The organism is Saccharothrix sp. BKS2 (genome assembly GCF_047689505.1).
GTDB lineage: Bacteria > Actinomycetota > Actinomycetes > Mycobacteriales > Pseudonocardiaceae > Actinosynnema > Actinosynnema lopnurensis.
Genome location: NZ_JAUQOL010000002.1, coordinates 281,995 through 298,287, shown reverse-complemented (window position 1 = coordinate 298,287; position 16,293 = coordinate 281,995). Strand labels below are relative to the sequence as shown.

General features: G+C 73.1%; 12 protein-coding genes. 5 read left to right on the top strand and 7 right to left on the bottom strand.

The window, feature by feature from the left end; genetic code table 11:
• Positions 1-18: 18 nt before the first annotated feature.
• From murJ to Q5530_RS03950, 3 genes are read right to left on the bottom strand one after another with little or no spacing between them, the layout of a single operon-like run.
• Positions 19-1,641 (bottom strand): murein biosynthesis integral membrane protein MurJ, encoded by a 1,623-nt coding sequence (gene murJ, locus Q5530_RS03960; protein ID WP_415360771.1) that lies wholly within the window; start codon positions 1,639-1,641, stop codon positions 19-21.
• Positions 1,642-1,652: 11 nt separating this feature from the next.
• Positions 1,653-4,049, bottom strand: a complete 2,397-nt coding sequence (locus tag Q5530_RS03955; protein ID WP_415360769.1) for a DUF6049 family protein — start codon at positions 4,047-4,049, stop codon at positions 1,653-1,655.
• Positions 4,046-4,639 (bottom strand): NUDIX hydrolase, encoded by a 594-nt coding sequence (locus tag Q5530_RS03950; protein WP_415360767.1) that lies wholly within the window; start codon positions 4,637-4,639, stop codon positions 4,046-4,048. Before Q5530_RS03950 ends, Q5530_RS03955 begins: the two co-directional genes overlap by 4 nt.
• Before the next feature lie 13 nt (positions 4,640-4,652).
• Between Q5530_RS03950 and Q5530_RS03945 the strand changes: the two genes are divergently transcribed.
• Both Q5530_RS03945 and Q5530_RS03940 read left to right on the top strand, forming a co-directional pair.
• A complete protein-coding gene (locus Q5530_RS03945) occupies positions 4,653-6,302 on the top strand; it encodes a CCA tRNA nucleotidyltransferase (protein ID WP_415361169.1) in 1,650 nt (549 codons plus the stop codon).
• A gap of 90 nt (positions 6,303-6,392) precedes the next feature.
• On the top strand, positions 6,393-6,650 hold the full coding sequence (locus tag Q5530_RS03940; RefSeq protein WP_380639472.1) for a helix-turn-helix domain-containing protein: 258 nt from the start codon (positions 6,393-6,395) through the stop codon (positions 6,648-6,650).
• Between the two features lie 16 nt (positions 6,651-6,666).
• Here Q5530_RS03940 and Q5530_RS03935 read toward each other — a convergent pair whose 3' ends face one another.
• Positions 6,667-7,968 carry an MFS transporter gene (locus Q5530_RS03935; protein ID WP_415360765.1) on the bottom strand — a complete coding sequence of 434 codons (1,302 nt, stop codon included), beginning with the start codon at positions 7,966-7,968 and terminating at the stop codon, positions 6,667-6,669.
• 320 nt (positions 7,969-8,288) lie between these two features.
• Between Q5530_RS03935 and Q5530_RS03930 the strand changes: the two genes are divergently transcribed.
• A complete protein-coding gene (locus Q5530_RS03930) occupies positions 8,289-8,870 on the top strand; it encodes a YqgE/AlgH family protein (protein ID WP_380639476.1) in 582 nt (193 codons plus the stop codon).
• 171 nt (positions 8,871-9,041) lie between these two features.
• Here Q5530_RS03930 and Q5530_RS03925 read toward each other — a convergent pair whose 3' ends face one another.
• Positions 9,042-9,449, bottom strand: a complete 408-nt coding sequence (locus tag Q5530_RS03925; protein WP_415360764.1) for an SdpI family protein — start codon at positions 9,447-9,449, stop codon at positions 9,042-9,044.
• Between the two features lie 236 nt (positions 9,450-9,685).
• Between Q5530_RS03925 and leuS the strand changes: the two genes are divergently transcribed.
• Positions 9,686-12,463 carry a leucine--tRNA ligase gene (gene leuS / locus Q5530_RS03920; protein ID WP_415360762.1) on the top strand — a complete coding sequence of 926 codons (2,778 nt, stop codon included), beginning with the start codon at positions 9,686-9,688 and terminating at the stop codon, positions 12,461-12,463.
• Positions 12,464-12,501: 38 nt separating this feature from the next.
• On the opposite strand, the gene Q5530_RS03915 is transcribed toward leuS, so the two are convergent.
• Positions 12,502-13,137: a hypothetical protein gene (locus tag Q5530_RS03915; protein ID WP_415360761.1), complete on the bottom strand. Its 636-nt coding sequence runs from the start codon at positions 13,135-13,137 to the stop codon at positions 12,502-12,504.
• 128 nt (positions 13,138-13,265) lie between these two features.
• Positions 13,266-14,009 (bottom strand): TetR/AcrR family transcriptional regulator, encoded by a 744-nt coding sequence (locus tag Q5530_RS03910; RefSeq protein ID WP_415360760.1) that lies wholly within the window; start codon positions 14,007-14,009, stop codon positions 13,266-13,268.
• A gap of 123 nt (positions 14,010-14,132) precedes the next feature.
• Here Q5530_RS03910 and Q5530_RS03905 point away from each other — a divergent pair, with 123 nt between their 5' ends.
• Entirely contained in the window at positions 14,133-16,238 is a 2,106-nt protein-coding gene (locus Q5530_RS03905; protein WP_415360759.1) for an MMPL family transporter, read from the top strand.
• The last annotated feature ends 55 nt before the right edge of the window (positions 16,239-16,293 follow it).

The following is a 16,293-nucleotide window of genomic DNA, read 5'->3' as shown; positions in this document are numbered from 1 at the left end:
CGGGGCGCACCGCAGCGGTCACCGACGGCCCACCAAACGACTGATCTTGTCCAGGGCGGGCTTCACCTCGGGCACCTTGAACAGCGCCAGCAGCGCGAAACTCAGCGGCAGGCCCACCGCGCCCTGGATCACGAGCTCCACCCAAGCGCCCGTCACGCGGGATTCGATTCCCAGTCCTTGGACGGCGAGCCAGGCGAGACCGGTGGCCGCGCCGAACGCGATCGCCGACGCCACCACCGTCAGGCAGAGGGTCCACGCCGTGTAGCCCGTGCGCAGCCGGCCCAGCCGGACCCGCAGCCACACCTGGCCGACCAGCGCGCCCACCACGAAGCTCAGCGACATCGCGACCGACACGCCCACGGCCAGCTTGTCCGGCGGCGAGAACTCCAGGAACGCGTAGAGCAGCCCGATCCGCGCCACCACGATGACGGCCTGGATCACCGTGGGCGTCCGGGCGTCCTTCAACGCGTAGAACACGCGCAGCTGGAGCAGCGTGATCGCGTACGGGACCAGGCCGAACGCCGACAGCGCCAGCGCCGTGCCGATCGCCTCGCCGCCCTCGACCCCGGACTCGCCGTGCGCGAACACCGCCAGGCCGATCGACACGCCGGCCACCGTCAGCAGCGCGCTGAACGGCATCAGCAGGATCGCCGACATCCGGTTGCCGAACGACAGGTCGCCGACCAGCGCGCCCGTGTCGTTCGCCGCCGCCGCGCGGCTCATCCGCGGCATCAGCGCGGTCAGCAGCGACACGCCCAGCACGCCGTAGGGCACCTGCGCGATCAACCACTGCATGTTGTAGACGGTGATCGCGCCCTTGTCGTTGGTCGCGACGCGGGTCAGCACGACCATGCTCACGAACCCCAGCGCCACGTACAGCAGCACCCAGAACGCCAGCCCGCCGAACTCGGCCAGCCTGCGGTCCCAGCCCCAGCGCCAGCGGAACCGGAACCCGGTCCGCCGCATCGCGGGCAGCAGGACCAGCGCCTGGAGCGCCACGCCCGCCATCGTGCCCAGACCCAGGACCAGGAGCTTCGGCTGCCCCATCTGGACCGGGTCGAGCGAGATCTCCCCCGGCACCGCCCAGTAGACGGCCAGCGTCACGATCACCACGACGTTGTTCAGCACCGGCGCCCAGGTGGGCAGGCCGAACACGTTCCGGGTGTTGAGGATCGCGCCCAGCAGCGCGGACAGGCCGTAGAACACGATGCCCGGCAGCACCAGGTAGGCGAACGCGGTGACCAGCGCCGGGTTGGCGTCCGACGAGGAGTCGATGAACAGCGCGGTCAGCAGCGGCGCGCAGGCGATCGCGATGGCCGTGCCGATGCCCAGCACCACCGCCGCCATGGTGATCAGCCACTGCGCGTACGACTCGCCGCCGTCGCCGTCCTCCTTCTCGGCGCGCACCAGCAGCGGGATGGCCACGCTGGTCAGCACGCCGCCGAGCAGCAGCTCGTTGATCATCGTGGGCAGCGTGGTCGCGACCTGGTAGGAGTCGTTGAGCACGTTGATGCCGATCACCGAGACCAGCAGCAGCTTGGACAGCAGTCCCGAGGCGCGGCTGACGATCGTGGCGATGGCCATGGAGCCGCCGGCACGGGCCAGCGACGGCGCGTTCTGCTGCTGTTCCTGCTGGGTCACCGTTGTTCCGCTCAACTCGTGCTCGACTTCTCCGGCGTGATGCCGCCGGCGTCGTCCGGCACCCGCACGGCGGCCGTCCGCGCCGCCCGCACCCGGCGGTAGATGCGCCGGGCCGACAGCAGGACCAGCGCGGCGCCCGCCAAGCCGGTGATGACGACGGTGATCGTCCCGTACACCGAGGACGACACCTCCAACCGGGCCCGTTCACCGAGCTCGACCCCGCTGGCCGTGACCAGCCGGACGTGCACCGGGAACCGCCCGGACCGCTGCACCTCCACCTGCACGGGCACCAGCCGGTCGCCGCGCGCGGGCAGCTGGTACACCTGCTCGTCCTGCGCGTCGATGCCCGGTGTGTCCTCGATCACCACCCGCACGGTCACCCGCACGTCCAGCCGGTTCTTCACCGACAGCGGGATCGGGCTGTCCCCCGAGCCGAGCAGGATCGGGCTGTTCGGCTCGGTGACCGTGACCTGGCTCAGCAGCCCGTCGACCTGCTCGCGGCCGACCGCCAGCGCGGTGCGCGCCCCGGCCTCGTTGCCGCGCCACGCCCCGGACACCGCGCGCAGCAGGTCCAGCCGCAGCGGGTCGACCAGGTCGGCGGGCTCGGCCGAGGCCGCGTCCTGCTGGCTCATCGAGTCGGCCAGCAGCCGCACCTCGTCCCAGGAGGCGGCCACCTCGGCGGTCACCGCGGGCGGCACCTCGCGCGCGCCCGACTCGACCGGGTAGCTCAGGGCGGCCGCCTGCTCGGGCGTGCCCGCGAGCAGCGAGCCCAGTCCGACCGGCGTGGCGAAACCGTCGCCGACCAGGGACTCCGTCGTGCGGATGAGGGTCTCCACCTCGCCGGTCGGCGCGTTCCAGCGGCGCGGGGGCGCGAGCACCACGTGCTGGCCGGTGCTCTGGAAGGCGGTCCGGAAGGTCAGCGCGGCCAGCGCGTTCTGCACCGACACCGGGCGCGTCTCGGTCGGGGTGGTCACGCCCGCCACCGGCCGGGTCTCCGCCGCGCCCCGGAGCGCGTCGGACACCATCCCGTCGATGCGCACGGCCTTGACGGTCCGGTCCTCGGCGGCTGCGGTCCCGTCCTCGGGGCTGCCGGGGGCGGGGTCGGCGGCGGGGTCGGTGGTGCCGTCGGCGGGGGCGGCCGGGGTGGTGCCCGGCGTGGTGGCGGGGGTGCTCTCCGGGGTGCCGTCGTCCGGGCTGTTGCCCGGGTCGCCCGCGTCGAGCCGGACCGGCCCGGTGCCGGGCGTGCCCGCCACCGCCGACTGGTCGAGCACGAGCGAGGTGACGCCGCCCGCGACCAGGTCGTCCAGCGCCTGCTGGTCGAGCACGCCGTCCTCGGGCCAGGTCAGGCCCTCCGTCGGCTGCACCTCCAGCACCTCGCGCACGACGTCCGCGCCGGCCAGCGCCAGCCGGCCCAGGTCGGTGAGCCGGGCGCGGGACAGCGCGACCACGTCCGCGCCCGCGTCCGGCAGCGCGATCACGCACCGGCCGCTCGCCGACAGCTTCAGCTGCGACAGCCACAGCTCGGCCTCGCCCTCGCCCCGGCCCGCGCCCTGGCCGCGCACCTCGTAGCCCTCGGCCATGGCGGCGACCGTGCGCAGCAGGTCCGGGTCGACGGCCAGGCACACGCCCTGCCCCAGCCCGCTGTTCAACGCCGACTGGTAGCCCTTGAGCAGGCCCCACAGGCGACCGCGCATGGCCAGCGAGTCCGCCAGCTCGTCGTCGGTGAGCACGGTCGGGTTCGTGCCGGCGATCCGCGGCCGGTCGGCCAGCGGCCACAGCACGGTGATCTTGGCCGGGTTCGCGGGCGGCGCGGGCGCCACGCCGCCGGGCACCGACAGGACCGGCAGCAGCGTGCTCAGCGCGGCCAGCCGGGCCCGGCCGCCGAAGTCGGGGGTGCCGTTGATGTTGGCCAGGATCGGGTAGATGCCCGGCTCCTCGACCTGGAGCGAGGTCCGGCCGGCGCCGCGCAGCGGCACGGTCAGCTCGAACGGCTTGGACTCGTCCCGCTCCAGGCGGTCCACGATCGGGGTGAACGAGGGCTGCACGAACTCCGCGTCGGCGGGTTCCCGCAGCGCCTGGCGGACGTCGGCCTCGTCGGTCAGCGCCTCGCCGCGCTCCAGGCGCAGCTCGATGTCCTCGATGAACCGGTCGCCGACGTTGACGACCTTGCCGCGGATCCGGACCGAGTCCGTGCCCGCCGTGACCACCCGCGGGCTCAGCTCCTCCACGTCCAGGCGCAGGTAGACCTGCGACTGCTGGCCGGGTTGGCCGGTCACCGCCCGGGTGGCCCACACCTGGGTGGCGGGGGCCGGTCGGACCGGCAGCCTGCCGTCCTGGGTCGCCGCGTGCGCGGGTGAGGTGACCATGACCAACCCGGCCACCGCGAGTGCGGCCAGCAGCCGTTTCACGCCGACTCCGCTCCGTCCGTCCGGTACCCGGTCGTGCGGTACCCCGTGTTCTGGTACCCGGCGCCGTCGCACCGGGTGCTGTCGTGCTCGGTGCTGTCGCGCTCGGCGATCAGCTCGGCGGCGCGGCGCACCAGCCGGCGCTCGTCCGCGTAGGCGAGCCGCTCGTCCAGTTCGCCAAGGGGCACCCACGCCACCTCGGTGACCTCCACGTCTTCGTCGGACAGCTCACCGCCCAGCGCCTCCAGCAGGAAGTGGTGGACGGTCTTGTGCACCCGCCGGTCCTCGGCGACGAACCAGTAGTCGATCGAACCGAGCGGCCGGAGCACCCTGCTATGAATACCGGTCTCCTCGGCGACCTCGCGCACCGCGGTCTGCTCCGCGGTCTCACCGGCCTCGATGTGCCCCTTCGGCAGGGACCACAGGAGGCGCCCGCGCCGGTCCAGCCGCCCGATGACGGCGGCCGCGCGCCTCTGGAAGTCCAGCACCAGCCCGCCCGCCGAGGTCTCGTCGACGGTCTTCAGCCGACGACCCCGGCGCCGGTTGCGGCGCCTCGGCTTGGGACCGCCGGAGCGACCGGACGACTGGGGCATGGTCCCGATCGTAATGCGGACCAGCGATTACGGGGCGTGGCGGTCATGTTGCACAGGGTCGCTCACGCTCGGCCCCGCCGGTCGCGGGCACGGATCGGCCCCGGGAGGTCGCGCGGTGGTCGCGCGGTCCCCGGCGCCCGGTGGGCGACGCGAACTCGTTCGGGCGAGGAGCGCGCGCCCAGTACCCTGGCTCCCCGTGTCCGGATCGAACGTCCCCACCGCACCCAGCCCCACCGGGCAGGACAATGCCGTGGTGGAACTGCTGAGCGCCTCACCCGTCGTCGAAGAGCTGGCCGCCCGCTTCGACGCGGCCGGTCACCGCCTCTACCTGGTGGGCGGCAGCGTGCGGGACGCCGTGCTCGGGCGCCTGTCCGGCGACCTCGACTTCACCACCGACGCCCGGCCCGACCGGATCACCGCCCTGCTCAAGGGCTGGGCGGACGCGATCTGGGACACCGGCATCGCGTTCGGCACGGTCGGCGCGACCAAGCACGGGCGGACCGTCGAGGTCACCACGTTCCGCGCCGAGACCTACGACGGCGTCAGCCGCAACCCCGAGGTGACCTTCGGCGACACCGTCGAGGGCGACCTGGTCCGCCGGGACTTCACCGTCAACGCCATGGCCTACGACGTGGTCAACCGCGTGCTCATCGACCCGACCGACGGCCGGGGGGCGCTGCGCGACCGGGTCCTGGACACGCCGGCCACCCCGCAGGAGTCGTTCTCCGACGACCCGCTGCGGATGCTGCGCGCCGCCCGCTTCGTCTCCCAGCTGGGCTTCCGGGTGGCGCCGCGCGTCCGCGAGGCGATGACCGCGATGGCCGGCGAGCTCGGCCGCATCACCGCCGAGCGCGTCCAGGTCGAGGTGTCCAAGCTGCTCACCGGCGAGCACCCGCGCGCGGGCGTGGAGCTCGTGGTCGACACCGGGCTGGCGGACGTCGTGCTGCCCGAGCTGCCCGCGATGAAGCTGGAGATCGACGAGCACCACCAGCACAAGGACGTCTACCACCACTCCCTGGTGGTCCTGGAGCAGGCGATCGACCTGGAGGACGGGCCCGAGCCGGACCTGGTGCTGCGCCTCGCGGCCCTGCTGCACGACATCGGCAAGCCGGGCACGCGGCGGTTCGAGGAGGGCGGCGGGGTCTCGTTCCACCACCACGAGGTGGTCGGCGCGAAGATGGTCCGCAAGCGTTTGCGCGCCCTGAAGTACGCCAAGGACATCAACGAGGACGTCGCCCAGCTGGTGTACCTCCACCTGCGCTTCCACGGCTACGGCACCGGGGAGTGGACCGACTCGGCGGTGCGCCGGTACGTGACCGACGCGGGCCCGGTGCTGTCGCGCCTGCACAAGCTCGTCCGGGCCGACTGCACCACCCGCAACAAGCGCAAGGCCAACGCCCTCCAGCGCACCTACGACGACCTGGAGCGCCGCATCGAGCGGATCGCCGCCGAGGAGGACCTGCGGCGCGTCCGGCCCGACCTGGACGGCAACGAGATCATGCGGCTGCTCGGCCTCCCGCCGGGCCCGCTGGTCGGCCGGGCGTGGAAGTTCCTCAAGGAACTGCGCCTCGACCGGGGGCCGCTCGACCACGACGAGGCCGTCGCGGAGCTGCTCGCGTGGGCGCGGGCGGAGGGCGTGGAGCCGCCAACCGGTTGCCCCTGATGACCTATCCGGGTCGTTTCCCTTGGCCAGTGACAGCCCGTTGCGGGACCATGACTGTGTGCGTCAGACGCGCACTGGGGGTGGTGTCGCATGAACGCTTGGGGATTGTCCGAGGGGGGCACCCGGGTGCAGGGGCCGGAGACGTTGACCGATCGGCAGCGGGCGGTGCTGCGGTGCCTGGCCCGCGGGTTGGCCGATCACGAGATAGCGCGGGTGCTGGCGATCAGCCACATCCAGGTGGGGGTGGTGGTCGTCGAGATCCTGAGAGCGCTGAACCTGCGCGACCGGATGGCCGCGGTGGTCTACGCCCACGAAACGGGGATGATCCGCCTGCCGCTGCCGCGCTGAGCCCGGCGCGGGGACGTCACCCCGGTGCCGTCCCCCGCCTGCTCAGCAGCAGGTAACCGGCGAGACCGAGCAGGTACGCCACCGTCGCGGCGACCACCAGGCCGGCCGACCGGCCGTCCAGGGGCACCACGGCCGCCGCGGCGGTGACGGCGGCCACCTGCATGATGTTGAACAGCGTGTCGTACAGGGCGAACACCCGGCCGCGGACCTCGTCGCCGATGTCGCCCTGCACGGCCGCGTCCACGCACAGCTTCACCACCTGGCCCGCGAAGGTCAGCAGGAACGACGCGGCCAGCGTGGTCGGCAGCAGCATCGGCAGGCCCAGCCCCAGCTGGGTGACCGCGGCCAGCAGCAGCGCGGCGCACACCGCGCCGCGCCGGCCCAGCACGTCCACCAGGCGGTCGGTGACCAGTCCCGCGAGCAGGATGCCCGCGCCGCCCGCGACGGCGACCTCGCCCAGCCCGGCCATGCCCGCCTTGAACGGGCCGAAGTCGGTGAAGGTGTTGCGCATCAGCAGCAGCGTGAGCAGCAGCGACGCGCCGAACGCGGCCCGGTGCGCCAGCAGCGCGAGCAGCGCCGCCGCCACGCTCGGCGTCCGCCAGACCGCCCGCGCGCCGTCCAGCAGGCCCATGGCGACCGCGGTGGCCGTGCGGTTGGGCTCCACCACCTCGTCGGGGCCCAGGGCGCCGGGCCGGAAGCGGGACGCCAGCCACGCGGCCAGCAGCGAGCCCAGCAGGGCGAACGCCGTGGTCGACGCCGAACCGCCGTCGCCCGCGCCGAACAGGCCCCGCAGCGCGACCGCGCAGCCCGCGCCCGTCACGGCGGCCAGCGCGCCGAGCGTGGCGGCGAACGCGTTGGCCTCGACCAGGTGGTCCTGGTCGACCACGTGCGGCAGGGACGCGGACAGGCCCGAGCCGACGAACCGGCTCACCCCGGTGACCAGCAGCGCCGCCGCGTAGAGCGGCACGCCGTCCAGCCCGAGGGCGACGGCGGCGGCGGTGAGCACGACGAACAGGCCGCGGATGAGGTTCGCCGCCACCAGCACCCGGCGGCGGTCCCACCGGTCGAGCAGGGCGCCCGCGAACGGGCCGACCACCGAGTACGGCAGCAGCAGCACGGCGAACCCGGCGGCCACGGCGAGCGGGTCGGCGTGGCGCTCGGGGTTGAACAGCACCGCGCCCGCGAGACCCGCCTGGAACAGGCCGTCGCCCCACTGGGCGGCCAGCCGGGAGGCCAGCAGCCTGCGGAACCGCGCCGCGGCGAGGAGCTTGCGGGTGCCGAGGTGGTGCTGTGCCGCGGTGCTCCCGGCGGTGGTCACGAGTTTGAGCCTCTGCCTCTCGTCGGCCTGGTCCCGGTCGGTCCGCCGGCCCGGTGGCCCGGTGGCAGCGGACCGCGGGGCGGTCGTGGCGCACGACCGCCGGGGAAAACCGCGAAGGCCGGACCCTTTCGGGTCCGGCCCCCCGGTGCCAGGCGCCCGGTCGCCTCTCGGCGCTTCGCGCTGCGCGGCTCCAGCCGGACGGTATTCCGCGAAGGCGGTTTTGAGTGGGCCCGGGGGACTCGATGGCGCCTGACGGGTCGTACAACGACAACGGTAACCCGGATGTTCCCCGCCGAGTGCGTCGCAGCGGATCTGGGATCATGCTCATCGTGCGCCCTGATGTCGACGTCGAACCGGGTTCCCTGCTGGTCGCGGCACCGAGCCTGACCGACTCGAACTTCCGCCGCACGGTGGTCTACGTCATCGACCACCGGGACGGGGGAACCCTCGGCGTCGTGCTGAACCGGCCCAGCGAGGTGGCGGTCGACGACGTGCTGCCCGCGTGGGGGCCCCACGTCACCCGGCCGCAGGCGGTCTACATCGGCGGCCCGGTGGAGCAGAAGACGGCGCTGTGCCTCGCGGCCCTGCGCACCGGCGAGGACATGGGTTCACTCGAAGGCGTGGTTGGCGTGCACGGTCCGGTGGCGCTGGTCGACCTGGACGCGGACCCGGACGCCCTCGCGCCGAAGGTGCGCGGCCTGCGCGTGTTCGTCGGCTACGCGGGCTGGGGCGAGGGCCAGCTGGCGGGCGAGGTCTCCCGCGGCGACTGGATCGTGGTCAAGGGCCTGCCGGACGACGTCCTCACCCCGCCGAACGTCGACCTGTGGGGCCGCGTCCTCCGCCGCCAGGGCCTGCCCAACGCCCTGCTGGCCACCTACCCCACCGACATCCGCCGCAACTGACCCCGCGCGAGTCGTACGTCCAGACCCCGCGAGTCGTACGTCCAGGACCACCGTGTCGTACGTCCAGGACCCCCGAGTTCAACGTTCAGAACCCCGGGAGGGGTCGCGAACACTGAATTCGGGGGTCCTGAACGTACGACTCGCGGGGTCTGTAGGTACGACTCGCGGGGGTTAGGCCTTGGTCAGGACGCTGCAGGCGCCGGCGCAGGCGCAGCCGCCGCACCCGCCGGCCGGCTCCGGCTCGGGCAGCGCCGCGGCCGCCCGGTGACCCGCCAGGCCGCCGGCCACCGCCAGGGCCACGGCGCCGATAAGGCCGATCAGGCTCACGACCAGGGCCGTCGCCGGGGTCGGGGCGAACAGCACGACCAGGCCGCACACCAGCGCGACCGCGCCCGCACCTGCGTTCGGCACCCCGGCGACCCGGTTGGCCAGCGCGAACGCCTCGTCGTCGCGCAGCGCCGCCTTCGTGCGCACGCCGACGAGGGGGTTGCGGCGCAGCCGCCCGCGCAGGCCCAGGGAGCCGATCGCGGCGAAGGCGACACCGACCAGACCGAGCACCACAGCCAGCAGGATGTTCACCCTGACGAGGGTAGGCCGCACCCCCGCCCCCGCCCGAACCAACCCCGACGTGAGGTTCGTTGCAGTTCGCTTGCGCCGCGCTGATACCGTGGGAGTCATGAGCAAGGCCCGCCTGCTCCTTAGTTAGCCGCGCAGACCTCGCAGGGCCAGGTCGGCGCGGCAACCCCTCATGCCCGGAACAGGGCTGGGGGGTTTCGTCATGTCAGGGGCAGGTACCGATGGAGAGGGACATCCCGATGAGCACCGACGCGGCGGACGAGAAGCCCGCCTTCCGCTACACCGCCGAACTGGCCGGCGAGATCGAGCAGCGGTGGCAGCAGCGCTGGGAGGAGCAGGGCACCTTCCACGCGCCCAACCCGGTCGGTCCGCTCCAGGGCGACGTGCCCGCGGACAAGCTGTTCGTGCAGGACATGTTCCCCTACCCGTCGGGCGCCGGCCTGCACGTGGGCCACCCGCTGGGCTTCATCGGCACGGACGTCTTCGCCCGGTACCACCGGATGAACGGCCGCAACGTGCTGCACACGATGGGCTTCGACGCCTTCGGCCTGCCCGCCGAGCAGTACGCCGTGCAGACCGGCCAGCACCCGCGCAAGACCACCGAGGACAACATCCAGACCTACCTGCGGCAGATCCGCAGGCTGGGCCTGGGCCACGACGAGCGCCGCCGCATCTCCACGATCGACCCGGCCTACTACCGGTGGACCCAGTGGATCTTCCTGCAGATCTACAACTCCTGGTACGACGCGCGGCTGCGCCGGGCCCGGCCGATCGCCGAGCTGGAGGCCGAGTTCGCCTCCGGTGAGCGCGAGACCGGCGGCGCGCCGTGGGCCGACCTGACCGGCGCCGAGCGGCAGAAGCTGCTGGGCCGCCACCGCCTGGCCTACCTGTCCGAGGCGCCGGTGAACTGGTGCCCCGGCCTGGGCACCGTGCTGGCGAACGAGGAGGTCACCTCGGACGGCCGCAGCGAGCGCGGCAACTTCCCGGTGTTCCGCCGCAACCTGCGCCAGTGGATGATGCGGATCACCGCCTACTCCGACCGGCTGATCGACGACCTGGAGCGGCTGGACTGGCCGGAGAAGGTCAAGTCGATGCAGCGGAACTGGATCGGCCGCTCCCACGGCGCGCGCGTGCGCTTCGCGGTCGGCGAGCACGACATCGAGGTCTTCACCACCCGCCCCGACACGCTGTTCGGCGCCACGTACCTGGTGCTGGCCCCGGAGCACCCGCTGGTCGACGTCATCACCGCGCCCGAGCGGGCCGGGGAGATCGCGGACTACCGGCGCGAGGTGGCCCGCAAGTCCGAGCTGGACCGGCAGGAGAACAAGGAGAAGACCGGCGTCTTCACCGGCGCCCACGCCACCAACCCGGCCAACGGCTCCCGCCTGCCCGTGTACGTCGCGGACTACGTGCTGATGGGCTACGGCACCGGCGCGATCATGGCGGTGCCCGGCCAGGACCAGCGCGACTGGGACTTCGCCAAGGCGTTCGACCTGCCGGTCGTCCGCACCGTCCAGCCGCCGGAGGACTTCGAGGGCGAGGCGTTCACCGGCCAGGGCCCGGCGATCAACTCCGGCTTCCTGGACGGCCTGGGCGTGGACGAGGCGAAGCGGCAGGTCATCGCCTGGCTGGAGGGGCAGGGCCGCGGCGAGGGCACCGTGCAGTTCAAGCTGCGCGACTGGCTGTTCTCCCGGCAGCGGTACTGGGGCGAGCCGTTCCCGATCGTCTACGACGAGGACGGCACGCCGATCGCCGTGCCGGAGTCGATGCTGCCGATCGAGCTGCCGGACGTGGACGACTACTCGCCGCGCACGTTCGACCCGGAGGACGCGAACTCCGAGCCGTCACCGCCGCTGTCGCGCGCCGAGGACTGGGTGACCGTCGAGCTGGACCTGGGCGACGGCCCGAAGAGGTACCGCCGGGAGACCAACACCATGCCCAACTGGGCGGGTTCGTGCTGGTACCAGCTGCGGTACGTGGACCCGACCGAGGACCAGCGGTTCGTCAACGCCGAGAACGAGCGGTACTGGCTGGGCCCGCGCGACGCCGAGCACGGGGCGGACGACCCGGGCGGCGTCGACCTGTACATCGGCGGCGTGGAGCACGCGGTGCTGCACCTGCTGTACGCGCGGTTCTGGCAGAAGGTCCTGTTCGACCTGGGCCACGTGTCCGCCGACGAGCCGTACCGGCGGCTGTTCAACCAGGGCTACGTCGAGGCGTACGCGTACCGCGACCCGCGCGGCACCCCCGTGCCCGCCGAGCAGGTGGAGGAGCGCGACGGCAAGTACTTCTTCGAGGGCGAGGAGGTGCGCCGCGAGTACGGCAAGATGGGCAAGAGCCTGAGGAACGTCGTCACGCCGGACGAGATGTGCGACAAGTACGGCGCGGACACGTTCCGGCTGTACGAGATGTCGATGGGCCCGATGGACGTGTCGCGGCCGTGGGCGACGAAGGACGTCGTCGGCGCGCAGCGGTTCCTCCAGCGGCTGTGGCGCAACCTGGTCGACGAGACCACGGGCGAGCTGCGCGTCACCGACGAGGAGCCGGGCGAGGACGCGCTGCGCCTGCTGCACAAGACCATCGCGGGCGTGCACGAGGACTACGCGAACCTGCGCTACAACACGGCGGGCGCGAAGCTGATCGAGCTGAACAACCACGTCACCAAGCACTTCCCGGGTGGGGCGCCGCGCGCGCTGGCCGAGCCGCTGGCGCTGATGCTGGCCCCGCTGAGCCCGCACGTGGCCGAGGAGCTGTGGGCCAGGCTGGGCCACGGCGAGTCGCTGGCGCACGGCCCGTTCCCGGCCGCGGACGAGTCCTACCTGGTCGAGGACACCGTGGAGTACCCGATCCAGGTCAACGGCAAGGTGAAGGCCCGCGTGGTCGTCGCCGCGTCGGCGTCGCAGGACGAGGTCCGGGCGGCGGCGCTGGCCGAGGAGAAGGTGGTCGAGCTGCTGAACGGCGGCGAGCCGCGCAAGGTGATCGTGGTGCCCGGCCGGCTGGTGAACCTGGTGCTGTGAGGTGGCCGGGGCGGGTCCGCCGGACCCGCCCCGACGCGTCAGGGCCGCGGCAGCTGGGCGGCGACCTCGGCCAGCGCGTCGAGCAGCTCGGGGTCGACCGACCCGGCCGCCGGTTCCGCCTCGGCGATGGCGATCGTGGTGTCCCGGATCTCCGACCAGTAGTGGGCGGCGGTGAACGACACCTCGGCCATGCCGGTCAGCGCGGTGCTGAGGGGCCGCACGTCGCCCGAGCCGTGCGAGCCGATCACCCGGTCGAACTGCCGCGCCTGGTTGCGGCCGGGGAACGTCACCCACGCGACCGACACCACCGAGGCGTTGCCCGCCCCGTCGCCCACGGCCAGCAGCAGCCGGTCCAGGGCCGTGCACGGGTTGCGCGCGAAGAAGTTCCGGACCTCGCCGAACGAGTTCTCCAGGCAGTCCGGCTCCTGCTTGAGCGCCTGCTTGTCGATGCGCACGCCCAGGTGCCGCATCGCGCCCTCGGTGTCGCCGCCGCGGGCCGACCGCTTCGCGTCCCACTTGAGCACGCCGACACTGGTCACGGGCGCCACGCCACCGGCGCCGCCCGCGCCCGAGTTCAGCGCCGCGCCGCCCGCGCCGCCGGCCCCGGCCAGGACGACCAGCACCGCGGCGACCAGGGCGACGCCTCCGCCGCCGGATCCCTTGTTCGAGCCCACGATGATCCCGCCCCGGGGTCGCCACGTCGTTTCGGTCGCCCCATGCAACCCCGTTCCTCGCGGTCCGGTTGCGCCCGATCGGGGAAAAGCCCTCGAACGGACCAGCAGGTGTGCCCGGAAGTCGCAGCTCACCGTCGCGCAGGGAGACCCATATCGCCCAACAGGTCGGCCAGCATGGAGTCGAACAGGGGTTCCGGGTCGGCCACCGCGAAGGGGAAGCGCCCGAACACCTCCAGGGCCACGTGCCCGTACAGGCGCACCCAGGACTGGGTGATCCGGTAGACCACGCCGAGGGTGAGCACGCCCTCGTCCACCTCGACGCCCTGATCGTGGACCGTGGTCACCAGCACCTGCCGGAACGCCGCCAGGTCGGCGTGCAGCTCGGCGGGGACGTCCGCGTCGAGGCCCGGGGCCGGCGGGTGGGCCGCGATGAGCCTCCCGGCGACCCGGAGGAACACCCGGCCGAACTGGTCGCCGACCTGGCCCGCGGCGCCGGCCTCGCACGAGCCGATCTGCGCGTCGGCCGAGGCGAACACCAGCGCGAACTCCTGCGGGTGGCCCAGGCCCCAGCGCCGGAAGCCCCGGCACACCGCGTAGACCTGCGCGGTCACGTCGTCCTCCGGCAGCCCGAGCAGGTCGGCGTCGAGCTCGCGGGCCAGGTCGGTGCAGATGTCGTCGGCGAGCCTGAGCAGCAGGTCCTCGCGCGAGTCGTAGTACCGGTAGAGCGCGGGCGCGGTGACGCCGAGCTCCCGGGCGATGGCACGCAACGTCACGGCGTCCCGGCCGTGCTCCACGAGCAGGGCGCGGGCCTGGCGCCGGATGTCGCGTTCGGTCTCGGCGCGTAGCCGTTCTCGGCGGGTGGCCTCGGTCATACGTCACCCAATCGGGTTGTAAACGGTGTTCACCGGGTATACCTTCCGGGCCTGGTCAGTGAACGGTGTTTACAGAGTTCACGCCATTCACGCAACGGTAGCCCACCAGCCCGGGGAGGACGCGTGTTCGCGAAGTGGGGATCGTTGGCGTACCGGCGCCGGTGGGTGGTGCTGATCGCGACGGTGCTGCTCACCGTCGTGGGCGGCATCTGGGGGCTGGGGGTCTTCGACAAGCTCGGCCAAGGCGGGTACGAGGCCCCCGGCAGCGAGGCCGCGCGGGCCGACCAGGTCACCCAGGACGCGTTCGGCCGCCAGAGCGGTGACGTGCTCGTGGTCTACGGCACCGCCGACCCCGCCCGCCTGGAGGAGATCGGCACGCGGCTGACCGAGCTGCCCGACGACGCCGTGCTGAGGGCGCAGCCGCCGATCCCCTCGCCGGGCGGCGACAAGTCGCTCGTCGTGATCACGCTGCGCTCCGGCGACTCGAACGAGCAGGTCAAGCAGTACGAGCGCATCTCCGGGGAGCTCGTGGTCGACGGCGTGGAGAGCCACGTGGGCGGCCTCGTGCCGACGCAGAAGGCGATCAACGACATGTCCGCCTCCGACCTCACCAAGGCCGAGGCCGTGTCGCTGCCGATCGTGCTGCTGCTGCTCGTGGTCATCTTCGGCGGCCTGGTCGCCGCCTCGCTGCCGGTGCTGGTCGGCGGCCTGGCGATCCTCGGCTCCCTCGGGGTGCTGCACGCGGTCTCCTACGCCGCGGACGTCAACTCGTTCGCGGTCAACGTGGCCAGCCTGCTCGGCCTCGGCATGGCCATCGACTACGGCCTGTTCGTGGTCGGCCGCTTCCGCGAGGAGCTGGCCGCCGGCCGCGCCGTGCCCGACGCCGTCCGCCGGACCGTCATGTCCGCGGGGCGCACCGTGCTGTTCTCGGCCACCCTGCTGGTGATCGCCCTGGCCGGCCTGCTGCTGTTCCCGCACGGCTTCCTCAAGTCGCTGAGCTACGGCGGCATGGCGGCGGTCGCGATCGCGGCCCTGGTCTCGCTGACCCTGCTGCCCGCGCTGCTGGGCGTGCTCGGCCACCGGGTGGACAAGCTCGCCCTGCCGTGGCGCCGGGACAGGGTGCCCTCGGAGGCCGGGTGGCGGCGGCTGGCGGGCCGCGTGATGAAGCGCCCGGTGCTGGTCGCGCTGCCGATCGTGGTGGTGCTGCTCGCGCTCGGCGCGCCGTTCCTCAACGTGAAGTTCGGCGAGGTCACCGAGAAGGTGCTGCCCGAGGGCAACCCGGTGCGCGTGGCCGCCGAGACCATCAACTCCGACTTCGCCGCGCTGTCCAACTCCGGGCTGAAGATCGTGGTCACGGGCGATCCCGCGGCGGACGACGTGCGGCGGTTCGCGACCGAGGTGGGCGCGGTGCCCGGGGTGGGCGAGGCGCAGCCCGCCGCCGAACCGGCCAACGGCACCTGGCTGATCAACGCGGCCCTGGAGCAGGACGCGCTGAGCGACGCGTCCAAGCAGGCGCTGCGCGACGTGCGGGCGCTCGACGGGCCCGGTGACGAGGTGCTCGTCGGCGGCAGCACGGCGATGGTCTCCGACAGCCTCGACGCGATCGCCGACCGGCTGCCGTGGATGGTCGCGCTGCTCGTCGGCGCCACGTTCGTGCTGATGTTCCTCGCGTTCGGGTCGGTGCTGCTGCCGATCAAGGCCGTGGTGATGAGCGCGCTCAGCCTGTCGGCCACGTTCGGCGTGCTGGTGTGGGTCTTCCAGGAGGGCCACGGCGCGTCGCTGCTCGGCGTGACGCCCGCGCCGCTGGAGTCCGGCATCGTGGTGCTGATGGCGGCCGTGGTGTTCGGCCTGTCCACCGACTACGAGGTGTTCCTGCTGTCCCGGATGGTCGAGGCGCGCGGGCGCGGCGCGTCGACCGAGGAGGCGGTGAGCGCGGGCCTGGCCAAGACCGGTCGGGTGATCACCGCGGCCGCGCTGCTGCTGATCGTGGTCACCGGCGCGTTCGCGTTCTCGCAGATCACCATGATGCGGTTCGTCGGCGTGGGCATGATCCTGGCCCTGGCCCTGGACGCCACCGTGGTGCGGGTGCTGCTCGTGCCCGCGGTGCTCAGGCTGCTCGGGGACGCCGCCTGGTGGGCGCCCGGACCGCTGCGGCGCATCCAGCGGCGGGTGGCGATCCACGACGAGGCGCCGGAGGACGAGGACCGGAAGGTCCCGCAACCCGCCTGACCCGGCCGGTCCGGTCGCCCCGGCCGATCCGCACCTGGCCGGGCCCGGCCGGCCC